Annotated in this window: 18 protein-coding genes; 5 read left to right on the plus strand and 13 right to left on the minus strand. The window is 62.1% G+C overall.

The window, feature by feature from the left end:
• Positions 1–109 precede the first annotated feature (109 nt).
• Together QQS38_RS20905 and QQS38_RS20910 are read left to right on the plus strand one after the other, a co-directional pair.
• On the plus strand, positions 110–751 hold the full coding sequence (locus QQS38_RS20905) for a helix-turn-helix transcriptional regulator (RefSeq protein WP_479647267.1): 642 nt from the start codon (positions 110–112) through the stop codon (positions 749–751).
• Between the two features lie 2 nt (positions 752–753).
• Entirely contained in the window at positions 754–2,082 is a 1,329-nt protein-coding gene (locus QQS38_RS20910; protein ID WP_479647268.1) for a type II toxin-antitoxin system HipA family toxin, read from the plus strand.
• Positions 2,083–2,220: 138 nt separating this feature from the next.
• Here the strand turns inward: QQS38_RS20910 and QQS38_RS20915 are convergent, their stop codons facing one another.
• The 5 genes from QQS38_RS20915 to QQS38_RS20935 form a co-directional block, all read right to left on the minus strand.
• Positions 2,221–2,604 (minus strand): ATP-dependent protease, encoded by a 384-nt coding sequence (locus QQS38_RS20915; protein ID WP_479647269.1) that lies wholly within the window; start codon positions 2,602–2,604, stop codon positions 2,221–2,223.
• Positions 2,605–2,825: 221 nt separating this feature from the next.
• Positions 2,826–3,773: a hypothetical protein gene (locus QQS38_RS20920; protein ID WP_479647321.1), complete on the minus strand. Its 948-nt coding sequence runs from the start codon at positions 3,771–3,773 to the stop codon at positions 2,826–2,828.
• A gap of 194 nt (positions 3,774–3,967) precedes the next feature.
• Positions 3,968–4,156 (minus strand): CsbD family protein, encoded by a 189-nt coding sequence (locus QQS38_RS20925; RefSeq protein ID WP_479647270.1) that lies wholly within the window; start codon positions 4,154–4,156, stop codon positions 3,968–3,970.
• A 141-nt stretch (positions 4,157–4,297) separates the two neighbouring features.
• Positions 4,298–4,726, minus strand: a complete 429-nt coding sequence (locus QQS38_RS20930; RefSeq protein WP_479647271.1) for a PRC-barrel domain-containing protein — start codon at positions 4,724–4,726, stop codon at positions 4,298–4,300.
• 324 nt (positions 4,727–5,050) lie between these two features.
• A complete protein-coding gene (locus QQS38_RS20935; RefSeq protein WP_479647272.1) occupies positions 5,051–5,452 on the minus strand; it encodes a PRC-barrel domain-containing protein in 402 nt (133 codons plus the stop codon).
• Between the two features lie 330 nt (positions 5,453–5,782).
• On the opposite strand from QQS38_RS20935, the gene QQS38_RS20940 reads away from it, so the two are divergent.
• The 3 genes from QQS38_RS20940 (at position 5,783) to QQS38_RS20950 (ending at position 8,228) form a co-directional block, all read left to right on the plus strand.
• Positions 5,783–5,941 carry a DUF3309 family protein gene (locus QQS38_RS20940; RefSeq protein WP_479647273.1) on the plus strand — a complete coding sequence of 53 codons (159 nt, stop codon included), beginning with the start codon at positions 5,783–5,785 and terminating at the stop codon, positions 5,939–5,941.
• Between the two features lie 290 nt (positions 5,942–6,231).
• Entirely contained in the window at positions 6,232–7,332 is a 1,101-nt protein-coding gene (locus QQS38_RS20945; protein WP_479647274.1) for a glycosyltransferase family 4 protein, read from the plus strand.
• A gap of 200 nt (positions 7,333–7,532) precedes the next feature.
• Complete coding sequence (locus QQS38_RS20950; RefSeq protein ID WP_479647275.1) at positions 7,533–8,228, plus strand: VIT1/CCC1 transporter family protein; 696 nt, start codon at positions 7,533–7,535, stop codon at positions 8,226–8,228.
• 86 nt (positions 8,229–8,314) lie between these two features.
• Here the strand turns inward: QQS38_RS20950 and QQS38_RS20955 are convergent, their stop codons facing one another.
• From QQS38_RS20955 to QQS38_RS20990, 8 genes are all read right to left on the minus strand, one after another.
• On the minus strand, positions 8,315–9,133 hold the full coding sequence (locus QQS38_RS20955; protein WP_479647276.1) for a M55 family metallopeptidase: 819 nt from the start codon (positions 9,131–9,133) through the stop codon (positions 8,315–8,317).
• The gene (locus tag QQS38_RS20960; RefSeq protein ID WP_479647277.1) at positions 9,130–10,251 is read right to left on the minus strand and encodes a DmpA family aminopeptidase; all 1,122 of its coding nucleotides are present in this window, start codon (positions 10,249–10,251) and stop codon (positions 9,130–9,132) included. The genes QQS38_RS20955 and QQS38_RS20960 overlap by 4 nt, the downstream gene beginning before the upstream one ends.
• Before the next feature lie 37 nt (positions 10,252–10,288).
• A complete protein-coding gene (gene gsiD / locus QQS38_RS20965) occupies positions 10,289–11,188 on the minus strand; it encodes a glutathione ABC transporter permease GsiD (protein WP_479647278.1) in 900 nt (299 codons plus the stop codon).
• 17 nt (positions 11,189–11,205) lie between these two features.
• A complete protein-coding gene (gsiC, locus tag QQS38_RS20970; protein WP_479647279.1) occupies positions 11,206–12,126 on the minus strand; it encodes a glutathione ABC transporter permease GsiC in 921 nt (306 codons plus the stop codon).
• Positions 12,127–12,195: 69 nt separating this feature from the next.
• Positions 12,196–13,743, minus strand: a complete 1,548-nt coding sequence (gsiB, locus tag QQS38_RS20975; RefSeq protein ID WP_479647280.1) for a glutathione ABC transporter substrate-binding protein GsiB — start codon at positions 13,741–13,743, stop codon at positions 12,196–12,198.
• A gap of 29 nt (positions 13,744–13,772) precedes the next feature.
• Positions 13,773–15,665 carry a dipeptide ABC transporter ATP-binding protein gene (locus QQS38_RS20980; RefSeq protein WP_479647281.1) on the minus strand — a complete coding sequence of 631 codons (1,893 nt, stop codon included), beginning with the start codon at positions 15,663–15,665 and terminating at the stop codon, positions 13,773–13,775.
• Between the two features lie 57 nt (positions 15,666–15,722).
• A complete protein-coding gene (locus QQS38_RS20985; protein ID WP_479647282.1) occupies positions 15,723–16,718 on the minus strand; it encodes an isoaspartyl peptidase/L-asparaginase family protein in 996 nt (331 codons plus the stop codon).
• Positions 16,711–17,589, minus strand: coding sequence for a MurR/RpiR family transcriptional regulator (locus QQS38_RS20990; RefSeq protein ID WP_479647283.1), 879 nt, complete (start codon positions 17,587–17,589; stop codon positions 16,711–16,713). The genes QQS38_RS20985 and QQS38_RS20990 overlap by 8 nt, the downstream gene beginning before the upstream one ends.
• Positions 17,590–17,961 lie beyond the last annotated feature (372 nt).

Below are 17,961 nucleotides of genomic sequence, written 5' to 3' on the forward strand. Positions count from 1 at the left end.
CACTGCTGTCCCCGTGCACTTCGTTCGCGTCTAGCGACGCCTCCTTGACTCCTCTGAGCGTGTTGAACTCCTGCTTCAATGATGTCGATTGGTTGCGCGCTGAGAGCGCGTGAGTGACCTGCGCTGGCGGATACGACATTCCGGCCGGAGATCGCCGGCTCGTTCAGCACCCGCCGCACCTGCACACCTCTACAGATTTTTACCTGTATTCGTCATTTACAAACAATCTCTTGTAAATCCACCCGATACAGGTGCTATACTGTTTTTGTCATTTACAGTCAAATTCCTGTTTTTCTCGACACGCACCGTGGACTATCCCGTCAAAACTCCTCAGCAACTGCGCCCGCTGCTGGTCGGCTTTCGCAAGGCGGCAGGCTTGACGCAGGCGCAGTTGGCGGCACGCTTGGGAGTAACCCAGCAGACATACGCCCAACTCGAAGCAAAACCCGAGTCGACGAGTCTCGATCGTCTTTATCTCGTTTTGAGTCTGCTCAACGTCAGCCTCGTTTTGACGCAGGCGTCGGGCCCAGCGAAACCCGAGGGTCGTGTTGCGAAACATGTCAAAAGCGCTGAGGAACCCGCCCCCGCGAAGCAGCGGGCTGGGCTGAAGAGCGGCGTTAAATCGGGCACGCGGGGCACGGCCAAGACCGGCGCAAAACGAGCGACCGGTCGTGCCAAACCGCCGCCAAAAAGTCCCGCCAGCGAGCCTCTCCCTACGGCTCCGGTCATCAAGAAGCGGGAGAATTGGTAACGATGGGTCGCAAAGCACACACGAAAAGCCTGGCATTGTGGATGAATGGTATTCCCGTCGGAACCTGGGAGACCACGCGTGACGGTGAGAAGCTCACCTACTTGGAGTCTTGGGTCGAGGACGAGCAAGGGCGCCCCCTCTCGCTCTCGCTGCCGTTCACTCCCGGCAACCAGCCGCACCGAGGAAAGATCGTGTCGGACTTTTTCGACAACCTGCTTCCCGACAGCAGGACGATCCGCGAGCGTATCGCCATACGACACAAAACCGGGGGCATTTCTCCCTTCGAGTTGTTGTCCGCATTGGGACGTGACTGCGCCGGCGCGATCCAAATGCTCCCGCCCGGCGAGCAGCCGGTCGATCTTCAGCAGATCAGCGGAAAGCCCATGAACGAGGCGGACATCGCGCGCTTGCTGCGGGATGTCACCGCTGCACCGCTCGGGCAGCACGAACCCATCGACGATCTTCGACTCTCCATCGCAGGCGCACAGGAGAAAAGCGCGCTTTTGTGGCATGACAACCGGTGGTTCCGGCCGGAGGGCAGCACCCCCACAACGCATATCCTGAAACTCCCGCTTGGGCTGGTAGGAAACATGCGAGCAGACATGCGCTCATCAATCGAGAACGAGTGGCTGTGCTCGAAAATCGTTGCCACCTATGGATTGCCGATCGCCAACTGCGAAATCGGTACTTTTGAGGATCAGAAAGTGCTCGTGGTGGCGAGATTCGATCGGAGATTGGCGAGTGACGGTTCTTGGATCCTGCGCCTTCCGCAGGAGGATATGTGCCAGGCCACGGGTACGTCCTCAAATAGTAAATACGAGGCGGATGGCGGCCCAGGTATCCGACAGATTATGGGCATTCTTGCGGGCTCCGAACAGGCCAGAATCGACCAGACCAATTTCTTCAAGGCGCAGATCATTTTTTGGATCCTCGCGGCGACCGACGGCCACACAAAGAATTTCAGCATCGCTCATCTTCATTCGAACCGTTACGTAGCCACGCCGTTCTACGATGTGCTCTCCGCCCACCCGATCATCGGGAACGGACGGAACCAGATCTCTGCCCGCCGAGTCAAGCTCGCCATGGCCGTGCGCAGCACGAATGCGCACTACCTCATCAGCGAAATCGGTCGACGTCATTGGGTTGCGCAAGGCCAGCGCGTCACGCTGGCGGCCGGCGAGGTCGAGGAGATGATCGACTCACTAACCGGAATGACAGAGACGGTAATCGATAACGTCGCGGCACGGTTGCCGGATGGTTTTCCCCAAGACGTCTCGGACAAAATCTTCGAAGGTATACGCAGGCACAGCAAAAAGCTCGCTGCACAATAGACCTCCATCACGGCATCGAAACGCGCTCTGCCTGGCTGCCGGCCGAGAGAGGACGCAATGGAGTTACGTACCCTGCCACGATGACTTCGGCAAGTGCGATCATAACCGTCATCGGCGCAAACGGATGGAAGACGATGATCAGAGATCGCCGCGCACTTCGCCCGTTCCGAGCAGAGTTCGCCGCCGGTTGACCTCCGACCAAAGCTCATCGCTGTCGTCGGCGCGCAGCAGGACCACCCAGTTCAGTTGATCGACGGTCACGCCAAAGTAGTCAACGATTTCGCTGCGAGCAGCATCGACGAACTGCGCGTATTCCGGGGTTGCTTGGGCCTGCGCGTGCAAAGCGTCGTATTCCGCATCGTCCGCGCCGCCGCCGTGCTCGTCGATGTAGCGCGCAATCCACTGGTCCTGTTCGTGGTCATAGTCGGCCTCGGCGCGCATTGCCTGCACAGCCGTGTGAAAATCCAACTGGGAAAACGCGGCGATCGCCACCGTAGTTGCCTCGTCGAATGTTGTTGTCATCCCATACCTCATGTTGGCCGTGGCAGATCACCGCACGCGACGTAACCGGGCGCTTGCCGCGAATCCGTGTGTGACCGTCACTGAAAAGCGGTGTTATGCCAAGCGTGTTGAAAATCGCTCGAAGATTACGGCGGAGATAATAATCCAACACTGCCGCGAGATTGTTCGATGCAAAAAATCGAACGCACGTCATCGACGACCTGCTCGGCTAAGGGCGCACCCTATCTCCCGAGCGCCTGCTCTGTCTGCTGGCGCTGGTATTCGTCGAACTTCATCTGCATGTACTCTCGTCGATCCAATTCGTGCAGTTGCCGTGGATATCGTTCGTTGGCGTCGAACCAGTTGGTCAAGCGTTGGGCCAATTGCTTGTCGGGCGGCGCAGACAACGCGCCGAGATAGGCATCGACCGCCAGGTAGTAACGCATCGTATTGCGCTCCATGAGGCCGCGCATGCCGCCGATATATTCGGGCTTGGCAGCCGACGGATCGGCAATCTCGGTGAAGCCAACCTTGCCATGAGCAAAGGCGGCCAAATAGGCCTTCATCGCGAGACGCCCGATCGCGCCGTAGCTGTAGGCATACGTCAGATGCACGAACGTACGGCCGCCCCCAAGCTCCACCGCTTCCACAACGATCTGATAATCCCGGGTGCCCAATGGTCCGCGGTCCGCACGGAGTTTCACCTGCAAGTATCCCGGGCCGGTGGTCGCTGCGTCGTATTCGAATTGCACCACGTATGTCGTGCCGAGTTCTTCGGCAACTTCCTTCTTGCTGACGTTGACGAGCAGCGTATTGCGGTCCTCACCGCTGGTAGCACGACAATACTTGATATTGGGGTGCAGAATCATGACGTCGCACCAGTTCTTCGAGCCTTGCGTTGGGTCGTCGAACACCTCGTTTAAGGTCGCGAATGGGTAGGCCATCACCGCGTAGACTTCCCCCTTGAGCGTGGACGGTGATTCCTCCGAATCCAGATACAACGGACGCTCAAACTGATTGTGCTCAAGCCGGGGCATTAACTTCTGGTACGCCTCGCGCAGGTTGGCCGCATCGTCCGCGCTGCTGGCCAGCACGCCCGGGCATGGCAAGCAAAACGCCACCAGCACCGACGCCATGAGCGCCGCCTTGCATAGCCGGCGGCTCGCTAGGCCTGCGACAGATGCATGCATGAACATGCTCCGACTCCTGACGGCAGACGGATAGTGCTGATCGATCGCGTCATGCTTCGTTCGTCAGCGTCGCTTGGACATCTGCCCGGGGGTGGGTGGTCGTGGCTCGCACGCCGGCGTCGCGCCAGACAGTGGTGATCGCGCTCCGCGCGGATGCCGCTGTCTCGGCATCGCTCTGTCTTATCTGGCAGCGGTCAACGCGACTTTTTCGTCTGCCCCTTGATGGCTTCCTTGACGTCGCCGAGTTTCTTTTGCGCTCCGCCGACTGCCTGCTGGAGATCGCCCTTGACCTCCTGCTTCTTGTCGCCCGTCGCGTGGCCAACCACCTCGTTGATCTTGCCCTTGACCTGCGTTGCAGCACCCTTGACTTGATCCTTGTTCATGATGAACGCTCCATATGCAACTGCCAATCGCACGACCTGATGCACGCCGCGATCGGCAGGATTTGAGAAACAACCGCCGCTCGCCGCTTTCCGCGCCCACGCTGGGACGACAATGCCGGAAACCAACTCGGCTTCTTTGACTCACCCTTGCAGCGGTGGCGTGTGCTGATCAGCCACATGGCTCCATTGCGAGTCGGCCATCGTGGGCCAATGGTCCTTGTCGAATCCGGATGCGCTCTTGATCCGCTCTTCCGTCGCGTCGAGCCGGAAACATTTCTCGTCGGTGTCCAGAGTGAGTGCACCCCAGGGCACGGCCAAAAGCTTGTCGCCCATCCCAAGAAAACCCCCGCAAGACAGCACGGCATACGCGATCCGACCGCTGCGTACGTCCAGCATGATGTCGTCGATCTTTCCAATACCCTTGCCGTCAGACGAAAGCACCTTGTCACCGATCAGCGTGTCGGCCAACATGAAATCCGGGCCGGGTCCGCCACTGCTGGTGGCATGACCGATGATTCGGGCGCCACCACCATCGCTCGACGGTTCATAGATGGGAGAAACGGGTGTCATGATCAACTCCTGTGTGCATTTCGCGATATGCCGGCGAGCCTCGCCGGCCATCCTTGACGGTGCGACGCGCGTGCCGATCTGGCACGACTGCGGGCCAGATCGCCGAGCGCTTCGCCTGCAATCGCCCGCCGTCATACGGGCCAATTAACGCGCTCGATTCGAGCACGTCTCGTACTGGCATGCACGCACGTTTCGATGGCATGCGCCTGGTTTAAGGGTCGACTGAGATGGCATGCTTCTTCTCGCCCATGAGGGAAGCGACAATCAACGTGCACGCCACGAACATTGTCGGCAGCACGTCATGCCGCATGGTTGCTCTGCGCATCACGGTGTCGCATACCTGAATTCGGGCATCGCCTTCAGCGAGTCACTAGTCAACCCTCTCAGTTGAACCTGCTCGTCGACGACTTTTAGATTGCTGAACGGCATCGCGACGAGATGTTTTCCGATGCCGGCAAATCCGCCGATCGACAGAATTGCATAGGTGACGCTGTCTTTCGGACTGACGATTAAATCGTCTATCGTGCCGAGCTTGTGCTTGTTGTCGTCGTACACAGGGGCACCCAGCATCTTCGACGCTCGATAGCCGGAAGCCAACTGAACCACGTCGGTCCGGCTCGCCGTAATTGACTGCGCAGTTCCTTGCGCATGCAAGGTACCAGTGGGCAGCGCGAGTGCGACTGCGAGTGCGACTGTCGCAGCGGGAATCGCCAGCTCAAATCTCATGGGAACCTCGTTCAGTTCATGAACGTAGCCATCAAAGTATTGGCTACAGGCCTCGTTCGTTATTGACACACGTCAAAGTTGTGCCCGTAAGGACCTGCCGGGCGAATCGGCACTTTCGCCGGTCGCCCGACCGCAGCGTCCCCATCCTGTCATTGACCGTACCAGGTGCGTGCATTGCCTTAGATCAAACAGCCCCCTTTTTGAGCGCACTACAAAAATATATATGGGGTGTTCGGCAACATACCTGCCGCCTCCCGTCGGTGAAAATGGCTCGTAGAGACGCTTCGTTCATGTGGCATTCCGGCATCGGGCCAATCAAGGAGAAACAACATGTCGCTGGGAACAATTCTTCTGATCGTTTTAGTGCTGCTGCTCATCGGAGTGATCCCGACTTGGCCACACAGCAGGGGATGGGGTTACGGACCGAGCGGCATTCTCGGTGTCATCCTCGTCATAGTCGTCGTCCTGCTTCTGCTCGGGAGGTTGTAAGCGCGTCGAGGTCGTCGAGCCACGCCGCGATGCGGCTCAAGTGACGGGTAATTGGTCGGACAGCGTCCCGGGCATCCGGGATGCTGGTTGAAGACGACCGGGGAGCGTACCAAGAAGATGGGCATCCTCGAGGGAGGGTCTTCAGTGCGGCGCACGAATGCATGCGAAGCGCCAGGGCGAGACGATCGCGCAACGAATGCGGTGAAACATCTGCCCAATACTGTCGGCGGTCCTGCCCCCACTGTTCGCGCCGAATGCGCTCGCGTGGCGCGAGAAGGAAAGCTTCGTCGATGCGTATCGCACAGATCGCTCCCCTCTATGAAGCCGTTCCGCCCAAACTCTATGGTGGAACGGAACGCGTCGTGTCGTACCTCACGGACGCCCTCGTAGCGCTCGGCCATGAGGTCACTCTCTTCGCCAGCGGCGACTCGAAGACGACCGCGCACCTCGAGCCGGCATGGCCCCGCGCGTTGCGCCTGGACCCAACCATCAGCGACACTTTCGCCCCGCATCTGCTGTTGCTTGAAAAGGTGCGCCGCGTCGCTCACGAGTTCGACGTGTTGCACTTCCATCTGAGCTACCTGCCTTTCCCGTTCTTTTCCGAGCCAGGTGTGCCGTTTCTGTCGACGCTCCACGGGCGCCTCGATCTACCGGAGCTGAAACCGGTGTTCGATGCTTTCCCCCATGCGCCGCTCGTGTCCATTTCGAATGCACAACGCCTGCCATTACCGCAGGCAAACTGGCTCGCCACGATCTATCACGGCTTACCCGACAGTCTGCTGACGCCGCAGCCCGAACCGCAGCCAGGCTATCTCGCATTCCTCGGTCGCATCTGCCCGGAGAAGCGCCCGGATCTAGCCATCGAAATCGCAGCGCTCGCCGGTCTACCGCTAAAAGTTGCCGCCAAAGTGGACAAAGCTGACCAGGCGTACTTCACAAACGTGATCCAGCCGCTGCTGTCGAAGCCGCATGTCGAATTCATCGGTGAGATCGACGAAGCACAGAAGTGCGCATTTCTGTCAGGCGCCAAGGCGTTGTTGTTCCCGATCGATTGGCCGGAGCCGTTTGGCCTTGTGATGATAGAGGCACTGGCGTGCGGCACGCCGGTGATTGCGTTCAACCGCGGCTCGGTTCCCGAAGTGATCGAGCACGGGGTAACGGGCTATGTCGTCGACGATGTTGCGGGGGCCGTCGATGCTCTGACACGACTCGATGCGCTCTCGCGCCCGATCATCCGCAAGCATTTCTCCAGCCGTTTCAGCGCTCAATCGATGGCGCAGCACTATGTGGATGTCTATATGAGGCTTGTCCGCGCGGCCCGCTGCACCGGGCCGCGCCCCGGTGAAGCAGACCGTGTTGTGCAACGTGACGCGACGCACCACATACTATAAGTTCAGTACCTGGTATGCACCGGTGCAGGCGGCACCGTCATTCACACATTTCTTGCGAACAACCGCGACGACCTAATAGCGCGATGCAGGTCGAAAGTGGCGCAGCGGCCAGCACGCGACGCGTCCCTTGAAGAATGGCACGGGTTGCTTCGGTTGAACGATACTGCAGCTTGAACTCGCTGGCATCCTACGGAGGCACTATGCTGCTGCGCCATCTCGAACGGCATCGTCTCGGTTCCATGAACTGGTTGCGTGCCGCTGTATTGGGCGCCAATGATGGCATTGTCTCGACGGCGAGCCTCGTCGCCGGCGTGGCCTCTGCGCAAACGCCTCATGGAAGCGTCGTGCTCACGGCCGTGGCCGGCCTGGTGGCTGGTGCGATGTCAATGGCGACCGGGGAGTATGTTTCGGTTTCCTCGCAGGCGGATACCGAAAAGGCCTCGCTCGTCCAGGAGCAGGCCGAACTCAATGCCGACTTCCCGCGCGAACGTCGGGAATTGACTGCGATCTACGTGCGTCGGGGCCTGGATGTGTCGCTTGCCAAGCAGGTTGCCGAAAAGCTGATGGCGCACGACGCACTAGGTGCGCATGCCCGTGACGAGCTGGGCATTTCCGAGGTGACGTCTGCCCGACCTCTTCAAGCCGCGCTGGCTTCGGCGTCCAGCTTTGCGGTTGGCGCCACGTTGCCGGCCGTCGTTGCTGCGCTTGCGCCCGAATCGGTGTTGCTTCCGGCCATAGTCGTCTCTGCTCTCGTTTCGCTAGCCGCGCTAGGTGGTCTGGCCGCTAAAGCGGGCGGCGCCAAAGTTGGCCCCGGTGTCATCCGCGTCGTGTTCTGGAGCGCTCTGGCAATGGGCGTGTCCTCTGGCGTCGGCGCGTTGTTCGGTGCTGTTGTCTGAAGCGCCGGGCGCTACTGCCCACGGCCGTACTCGATTGCGCCTGCGAGTGGCTGTCGCTTTTGCTCGCACCAAGCGAGATCGCGATCTCAGCGCAGCATGAACGACATGGCGGAAAAACAGTTGAGCACCCGCACCACCGACTGCATACTGTCTGCGCCAAAGCGCAGCGTGCTGCCGTCCACCCGCCGCGTCTCCGGCCACTGGCAAAACAAATCCGCTTGTCCCGGCGTCTGCGTCGTCAACTCGCATTCCAACGGCCCGGCAATCGTGAACGGCTGCAAGTCCCCTACGTTGGACACCGCGGTTCTTGCCGCCTCTTCGATCAGCGCGCACGCGAGCGACGGCGCGAGGCTCGTGCACACAGCGTTGCCGTATGCACGCTTCGTTTCCACGCCAATTGCACCGGAAAAGATCGGCGCCGTTTCGGCCAGAAAGACATCGTCGCCGGAGAACAACGCCACCGGCACGCCGAACTCACCTGCGAGCGCACCGTATAGACCCGCCTCCCCCAATTCGGCACCGTTCACGCGCACACTTCTGAACGCAAAGCTATTAATCGTATGGGCAAGCACGCCGGTGGTTTGCGATCGTGCGTGATAGCCGATCAGACAGACCGCATCGCAATCCTGCTCAACGCCTGCCATCATGCCCAGGTAGCGCGGCTTGCCGGTGATGCTCTGCGCGCGTGCGTCGAGGCGGTCCAGCAACAGATTGCGAAAACCGCCGTGCGAATCGTTGACGAGGACCTCGGTCGCGCCCCCAGCGAATGCGCCGCGGATCGCCGCGTTCGCCTCGTCGGTCATCCAAGCTCTCGCCCGCTCGTACTCGGGGTTGCCGCTGCGCGTTTGCTCGGCGTGGGTGACACCGGCCACGCCCTCGATGTCGGTGGAGATCAGAATCTTCACGATGATTGCTCGCTTGAAGGCGCAAGCGCGAGTAGCTTGCGCCAGTTCGGCACCGCGTCCGCTAGCGCTTGGCGCCGATGGCCGTCTCGCCCGGTCACGGTCGTAGCGCGCCACAGCGCATGGACGATGGCCTGCTCGACAGCTTCCGCGCATGCGTCGAACAGCGGGTCCAGCATCGATTCGTGCACCATCCGCACGGCGGGCATTGGCTCGCTCGCGAGATGCGGAACCTGCCACGCCGAGCTGAACGCGAGCGCGAGGTCGCCGCTGCCGTGGCCATACACCGAACCCGTGCGAGCGAGTCCGGCCGCCGAGCGCTTCGCCACGCGCCCGAGTTGCCGGACATCGAGCGGCGCATCGGTCGCGATGATCATGATGATCGAGCCTTTCTCCGGCTCGGCCCGTTCGGTATCCGCATTGAACCCCTGCGCGACGATGCGGCGCCCGAGCGGCTGCCCGGCCACCGTGAGGTTCTCGATGCGACCGAAGTTGGCCAGCACCAACGCGCCCAGGACATAGCATTGTCCGTCCGGCAAAGTGGCGACGCGCGAGGCAGAGCCAATGCCGCCCTTGAAGCCGAACATCGACATCCCTCGCCCCGCTCCTACCGAGCCTTGAGCGAACTCGACCGTCGCCTCGCGGCAAGCCTTCGCATAGTGCTCGGCCGACACCGCCATCGCCTGGATGTCATTCAGATAGCCGTCGTTGCACTCGAACACGAGCGGGTTGACCGTCGGCCATTCCCGGCCGATCTCCGGATGGCGGCTCACCGCCGCGCGTATCTGCGACGCTGCAATCGCCCCGACGGAAAACGTATTCGTGAGAGCAATCGGCGTTTCGAGCACACCCAATTCTTGCAGTTGCACGAGGCCGATGCTTTTGCCGAAGCCGTTGATGACCGCTGCGGCCGCCGGCGCCTTTCGTAGAAACGTGTCGCCGTCATGGGGCATGACGACGGTGACGCCCGTCTGGACGTCGCCGTCGTCGAGCGTCGAATGGCCGACCGTCACGCCCATGACATCGCTGATGAGATCGTTCGGCCCAGACGGCAGAACCCCGATCCGCGGACTAGCTTCGGAGGCGGCTGCGCCGGTCACACCGGGTTGCTGTACAAGCATTCGATACCTTGGATTGAATGGCGGATACCGGTGCGCGTCACCGGTCGAGTTTGGGGTCGAGCGCGTCGCGCAGGCCGTCGCCAAGCAGATTGAAGGCCAGCACGGTTAGAAAGATCGCCACTGCGGGGAAGATCGCCACGTGCGGCGCCAGCATCATATCCGAGCGCGCATCGTTGAGCATCGCGCCCCACTCCGGCGTCGGCGGCTGCGCACCCATGCCGAGGAACGACAAGCTCGCCGCCGTGATGATCGAGGTACCGATGCGCATCGTCCCGTATACCACGATCGGCGAGATCGTGGCGGGTAGGATGTGCCGGACCAGAATCACCCAGTCCGATGCACCGATGCTGCGCATCGCCTCGATGTAAAGCATGTGCTTGATCGACAGCGTGCTCGCGCGCACTAGCCGCGCGAACGCCGGCACGCTGAATACCGCGACCGCGATGATCACATTGACCATACTCGAGCCCAGAACCGCGACCACGCCGATCGCGAGCAGAATGCCGGGAAACGCGAGCAGCACGTCCGATATCCGCATCGCGATGCGGTCCCACCAGCCTTCGTAGTATCCCGCCAGCAATCCCATGACCGTGCCGACGAACGCGCCCAGCGCCACGGATACGAAGCCCGCGGCCATCGAGATGCGCGAGCCCATCAGGATGCGGCTGAACTCGTCGCGCCCGAGCGCATCCACGCCCATCCAGTGCTGCCACGACGGGCCGGCGTTCAGCGCGTCGTAGTCGAAGAAGCTTTCCGGATCGAATGGCACGATCCACGGCGCGACGATCGCGCAGAGCACCAGCAGCAGCACGAACACGCCGGCCCACATCGCCAGCTTCTGCTTGCGAAACTTGCGCCAGAACTCGCGCGCCGGCGTACGCACACGGCCCGCCGGCGCGGTGTTGACGCGCAACGCGGGGGCTTCGATTCGATTCATGGCGGCTCCCCTTGCTCTTACTGATAATGGATGGTCGGATTGATCAATCCGTACAGCACGTCGACGACGATGTTGATCGCGATGAACTCGACGGAGAACAGCAGAATCAGCCCCTGGATCACCGGGTAGTCGCGCATGTTCACCGAATCGACCAGCAGGCTGCCCATACCCGGCCACGCGAACACGGCTTCCACCACGATCGAGCCGCCCAGCAGAAAGCCGAACTGCAGGCCCATCATCGTCACCACCGGAATCAACGCGTTGCGGAACGTGTGCTTGACGACCACGAACCACTCGGACAGGCCTTTGGCCCGCGCCGTGCGCACATAGTCTTCCTGCATCACCTCGACGAACGCGGCGCGCGTGAAGCGCGCCATGACAGCGGCCACGCCGGCGCCGAGCGTGATCGACGGCAGAATGTAGTGCCGCCATGATCCGGCGCCGATCGACGGCAGCCAGCCGAGCTGAACCGAAAAGATCTGCATCAGCACCATGCCGAGCGCGAACGCCGGGAACGAGATGCCCGAGACCGCGAGCGTCATGCCGATAGCGTCCGGCGCGCGATTGCGCCAGACGGCTGATACGACGCCGACGACGAGCCCGAATACGACGGACCACACCATGCTGGTCAGCGTCAGGATGAAAGTGGGCATGAAGCGGTCGGCGATCTCGCGCGAGACCGGGCGCTTAGTACGAAGCGACTGCCCCAGATCGCCGTGCAGTGCGTGATCGAAGTAGCGCACGAACTGTTCGGGCATCGGCAAGTCCAGACCAAGCTGATGGCGCACGAGTGCGACGGTCGCTTCGTCCGCCTCGGGGCCGGCCGCTAGGCGAGCCGGGTCGCCAGGCAGCACGTGCACGAACAGGAACACGGCGACCGCGACGAACGCCAGGGTCGGGAGAGCGCCGAGAAGCCGCTTGACGATATAGACAAACATGGCAAGTCCGTGTTGACGAGCACGAGCAGGTCCTCCCGCCCGCGCTCCGCTATCGCATGCGCGATCCGCTTATTGCGTCAGATCGACGTCGCTGAAGTTGAACGAACCATCAGGCATCACGTAGAAACCGGTCAGGCTCTTGTTCTCGACCGACAGATTGCGATCCGTGGTGAGGAACGCCCACGGCGCGTCCTTCCAGACACGTTGCTGTGCGTCCGTATAGAGCTGCTGCCGCTTCGTGGCATCGGTGATCAGCAACGCATCGGAAACGTCCTTATCCACGTCTTTGTTCGAGTAATACGCGGTGTTGTAGAACACGGGCGGCCAAGCGTTGGTGGTCAGCAACGGACGCAGCGCCCAGTCGGCCTCGCCCGTCGAAGCCGACCAGCCACCGTAGTACATGCGCACCGCCGTGGTTTTCGGATCCTTCACGGTCTGGACTCGCTGCACGCGCTGCCCGGACTCGAGCATTTCGATCGAGGTCTTGATGCCGACCTGCGCCAGTTGCTGCTGCAGAAACTGCACGACCTTCGCCGACGTGCCGTCGTTATAGCCCGACCACAGCGAGGTGGAGAAACCCGTCGGATACCCCGCCTCTTTCAGGAGTGCGCGCGCCTTCGCGGGATCGTACGGCCACGGCGACATCTTGTCCGCGAACGCCACACCCTGCGGCACCACGCCCTGCGCCGGGAACGCGTAGCCGGCGAACGCGACCTTCGCCAGCGCATCCTTGTTGATCGCGTAGTTGACGGCTTCGCGCACCCGCACATCGTCGAACGGCTTTTGCAGCGTGTTCATCGATATATAGCGTGTCGTGATCGACGGCGTCGCAATCAAGTCGAGCTTCGGGTTCGCCTTCAGCAGGCCCGCTTGCTCGTACGGCACCGGATACGCAAACTGCGCCTCGCCCGTCTGCACGACCGCCGCGCGGGTATTGTTGTCGGTCACGGTGCGGAAAGTCAGCGTATCGATCTTCGGATAGCCTTTACGCCAATAGCCGTCGAACTTCTTCACTTTCAGGGACTCGGCCGGCTTCCATTCGACGAATTCGAACGGACCGGTGCCGACGGGGTGCAACGCAATGTCTTTGCCCCACTTCTTGAGCGCGGTCGGCGAAATCATCATCGCGGACGGATGTGCAAGCGCATTGATGAGGGCAGAGAACGGCTCGTTGAGTTCGATCTTGACCGTATGCGGGTCCACCACGGTCACCGACTTGATGCGGTTGAACTGGTTGTAGCGCGCAAGCCCGTTGCTCTTGTCGAGCACGCGGTCGAGATTGACCTTGACCGCCTCCGCATCGAAGTCCGTCCCATCCTGGAACTTCACACCCTGACGTAGCTTGAAGGTATAGGTCAGACCGTCCTGACTCGCCGTGTAGCTTTCCGCCAGCAGCGGCTGGACTTTGAGGTTCTTGTCGAACCCGAACAGCCCCTCGTAGTACGACTTGCCGACCGCCTGCGCAAGCGTCGAATTCGTGTTGTACGGATCCAGCGAATCGAGCGAGATCGGCACCGCGACGGTCACGTCCTTCGCGGCCATCGCCAACGGCGCGGTGAAAACCCCGAAGGCCAGCGCGATGGCCCCGATCCATTGTTTGGCGCGAAACGTTCGCATGGTTCTACTCCTCGTTGCGGGTGGGTGCATCAAAATTGCGCGGCAATGGCGTGCTGCGCGACGTAGTGGTCCTTGCCGATCTGCTTCAGCGGTGCAACGACGGGCTCGTCGCCGACGTCGCGGATAGGGCTCGGAATTTCGCCCGACGACAGCTTCCGGTCGAGATGACGCCGCTGCGGGTCCGCGACCGGCACTGCCGCCATCAACCGCTTGGTATAGGGGTGCTGGGGATTCTCGAAAATATCGCGGCGCGAGCCGATCTCGACGATCTGGCCGAGATACATGACCGCCACTCGGTGGCTGATGCGCTCCACGACGGCCATGTCGTGCGAAATGAACAGCAGCGCCATGCCCATCTCGCGCTGAAGGTCGATCAGCAAGTTCACGATCTGCGCTTGAATGGATACGTCGAGCGCCGATACCGATTCGTCGGCGATCACGACCTTCGGGTGGGTGGCGAGCGCCCGCGCGATGCAGATACGCTGACGCTGGCCGCCCGAAAACTCGTGTGGATAGCGCTGCGCCGCATCGGCGGGCAAGCCCACTCGCTCGAGCAGATAACGCATACGCGCTTCGGCCTCGCCCGCCGGGTAGACGCGATGGATGCGCATCGGCTCCATGATCGAGTAGCCGACCGTCAGCCTCGGGTCGAGAGAGGCCAACGGATCTTGGAACACGAACTGGATATGGCGGCGCAGGCCGCGCAGCGCGTCGCCATGCAAGCGGCTGATGTCCTGACCGTCGAACGTGATACGACCGCTCTGGGTCTTGACGAGTTGCAGTAGCGAGCGGCCAGTCGTCGATTTGCCGCAGCCCGATTCGCCCACTAGCGCCAGTGTCTCGCCGCGATGCAGATCGAAGCTGATCTTTTCCACCGCATGCACGCGACGCGTGACGCGGCTCAGGAGCCCGGTGCGGATATCGAAGCGCGTGGTCAACTCGCGCACGCTCAGGATCGGCCCGCGCTCATGCGGCGCAGCATCGGGCGCATTCCAAGCGGTCGGCGGCGTCGGCGCCATTGGCGCTACGTCCGTGCCTGCGAGCAGAGGAAAGCGCGCCGGTAAGTCGGTGCCGCGCATCGATCCGAGCCGTGGCACCGCCGCGAGCAGCGCACGCGTATAGAGGTGAGAAGGTGCGTCGAAGATTTGCTGCGACGCGCCCGTCTCGACCGCCTCGCCGCGCAGCATCACGAGCACGCGGTCGGCGACTTCGGCCACCACGCCCATGTCGTGCGTGATGAACATTACGCCCATCTGCATCTCGCGCTGCAGTTCGCGAATCAATTGAAGGATCTGTGCCTGCACCGTCACGTCCAGCGCCGTAGTGGGCTCGTCCGCAATCAGAAGCGCCGGTTTGCAAGCGAGCGCCATCGCGATCATCACGCGTTGGCGCATGCCGCCCGACAGTTGATGCGGATAGCGTCCAAGCACGTTTCGCGCGTCGGGGATGCGCACCTGATCGAGCATGCGCAGCGCTTGTGTGCGCGCTGCTCCGGCGCCGAGCCCTTGGTGCAGGCGGATCGATTCGGCGATCTGCTCGCCCACCGGAAACACCGGATTGAGCGAGGTCATCGGCTCCTGGAAGATCATCGCCAGATCGGCGCCGCGCATCGTGCGCAGCTGTTGCCCCGAGCACTGCGCGATGTCGACGGTCTGCCCGCCCCGCCGGCGAAACCCTAGACGGCCACCGGCGATACGGCCGCCGCCGTATTCGACGAGCCGCATCAACGCGAGCGACGTGACCGATTTGCCCGAGCCCGATTCGCCGACGATCGCCAGGGTCTCGCCACGATCGACATGAAACGACAGATGCTTGACTGCCTCGACGGTGCGTTCCGGACCTCTGAACTCGACGCTCAGTTCTTCGACCTGCACCACCCGCTCGGGCGCCATGTCCGCGAAGGCGGCAAATTTCTCGCTCATCGTCTTTCTTCCGCCGAAAAGAATCGGGCCTTCGCACTGCGAACGCCCTGGGTCGATCTACTTGTAGATGGCGACGACCGGGGGCTGTCCTGCGCGAATGAAGCCCCGGTACATACCTTCCGTGTTGAACGGCATGCTCACGTTGCCGTGTGCATCGACGGCCACCAAACCGCCGCGCCCGTCGATTCGTGGCAGCGCTTCGTGGACCACGTGATGTGCGGCCTCCTCCAGCGACGCGCCCATGTATCGCATGCGTGCCGCAATGTCGTGCGCCACCACCATGCGGATGAACATCTCGCCACTGCCCGTGGTCGAGATTGCGCAGGTGCCGTTGTCCGCATAGCATCCCGCACCGATGATCGGCGCGTCGCCGACGCGGCCCGGCTGTTTGTTGGTCATGCCGCCCGTGGAAGTCGCAGCGGCCAGGTTGCCGCGCACGTCGAGCGCCACGGCGCCGACCGTGCCGAGCTTGCGATCTTCGTCGAGCGGCGCCGCGCCTTGCGGTGCGCGGGCAAACGAGAACGGCACCGCGTCGGAAGCACCGGAGTCGTGATCCAGCGCCGTTTGCTGCGCATCGCCCTGCTGCACGCGTTCGAGCTGTTCTCGCCGCAACGGTGTCGAGAAGAACGACGGGTCCACGCATTCGAGCCCTTGCTCTCGGGCGAACGCTTCCGCGCCTTCGCCGACGAACATCACGTGCTGGCTGTGCTCCATCACCGCGCGCGCCGCGAGCACCGGATTGCGCACCGTGCGCAGATTGGCGACGGCGCCGGCGCGCAGCGTGCAGCCGTCCATGATCGACGCGTCGAGCTCGTGCGTGCCGCCACTAGTGAACACTGCCCCATGCCCCGCATTGAAAAGCGGGCATTCCTCCAGCAGCCGCACGGCTTCGGTCACTGCGTCGAGCGCGCTGCCGCCTTGCTCGAGCACGCGTCCCGCATCTCGCAAGACCCGCGCGAGCGCGCTTTCGTACGCCTCGCGCATTTCGGCAGAGGCGTCCGCGCGCGCCATCGCACCCGCACCGCCGTGGATTGCCAATACAGCGTCAGTCATGGTTTTCATCCTGGTTGCTCAGCCACGGCATCACGGCTTCGGTCAGTTGCGCCACGTCGTCGAGCGAGTTCTCGGAGCGATGCGCAACCGCCGCAGAAAGCGCCTCGATCATGCCGAGCGCCGCTGTCTCCGAGTTGGATAGGTACTGGCGTTCGCTCGATGCATAGAGGCACACGTCGGCGTGCTTGGCGATCGGCGAGGTCGGCTTGTCGGTGATCGCGAGCACGCGGGCGCCGGCCGCTCCAGCGGACTTCGTCAGCGTGACCGTGTCGGCGAGATAGCGCGGGAAGCAAATCGAGATCAGCAGATCGCCCTCGCGCACACGCGAGATCTGGCGAGCCGCTTCCGAAACTCCGCCTAGCGTCGCCAGGCTTTTCACGACGTCGCAGTGCACCGTGAGGTTGCGTTGCAGGAAGCCGGCGAGGAACCCGCTCGACCCGAAGCCGACGATGAAAATTCGGCGCGCGCTAAGCACGGCCTGCACGGCCTTCTCGCACTCTTCGGCGCTGAGCGACATGCGTGTCAGCTCGAAATTGCGCTGATCCTCGTACAAAGACGCGGAAAAGATATCGGCCGCCGATGCCGCCCGCGTGCGCTCGAGGCGCAGGCGCTCGACCGGCGCGAGTGCTTGCTCGAAGCCATGTGCAAGCAGCGCGCGAAACTGCGGATAGCCCGGCAAACCGAGCTTACGCACGAAGCGATTGGCCGTCGCATTGGACACCTCGCAGGCACTCGCGAATTCGTCGATGGTCATGACCGCGACCTTGAACGGCTTCGCTAGCACGTAGTCGGCAAGTCGCCGATGCGCGTCGCTCAACGACGGCAACATCTGCGCGATACGGTCGACGACGGACGCCTCTGACTTGCTCATTGCTCTCCGAATTCGGTTGAGGATTTGGATGTGAAAATAATTTTTCGCAACGATATAGAGGACGAAAATATATTTTCATTGGGGATAACCCTATCTCATCGTCACCGTTTCGGCGTCTTGATGAATCGACTCTTGCCCGCTTCCACGACCCGGCGCACTTCGTGTCCGGCTTTTTACAAGTCGACCCGAAGCCGAGGCTCAGGGCCGGCCAGAGGGGGCATTCGATGCGTGCGGGATTCTTTGCGCGCTCCTTCGGCTCGGGAGCACGGCGCGCTCATGGAGGAATCTACGACGGCGCGAAGGCGGGCAGGCCCGAACTCGCGCGCGATACGGGGTGGGCCGCGTGTTGCACGAACAGCAAGGCGACCTAAC

The sequence above is a fragment of the Trinickia sp. Z7 genome, assembly GCF_056498045.1.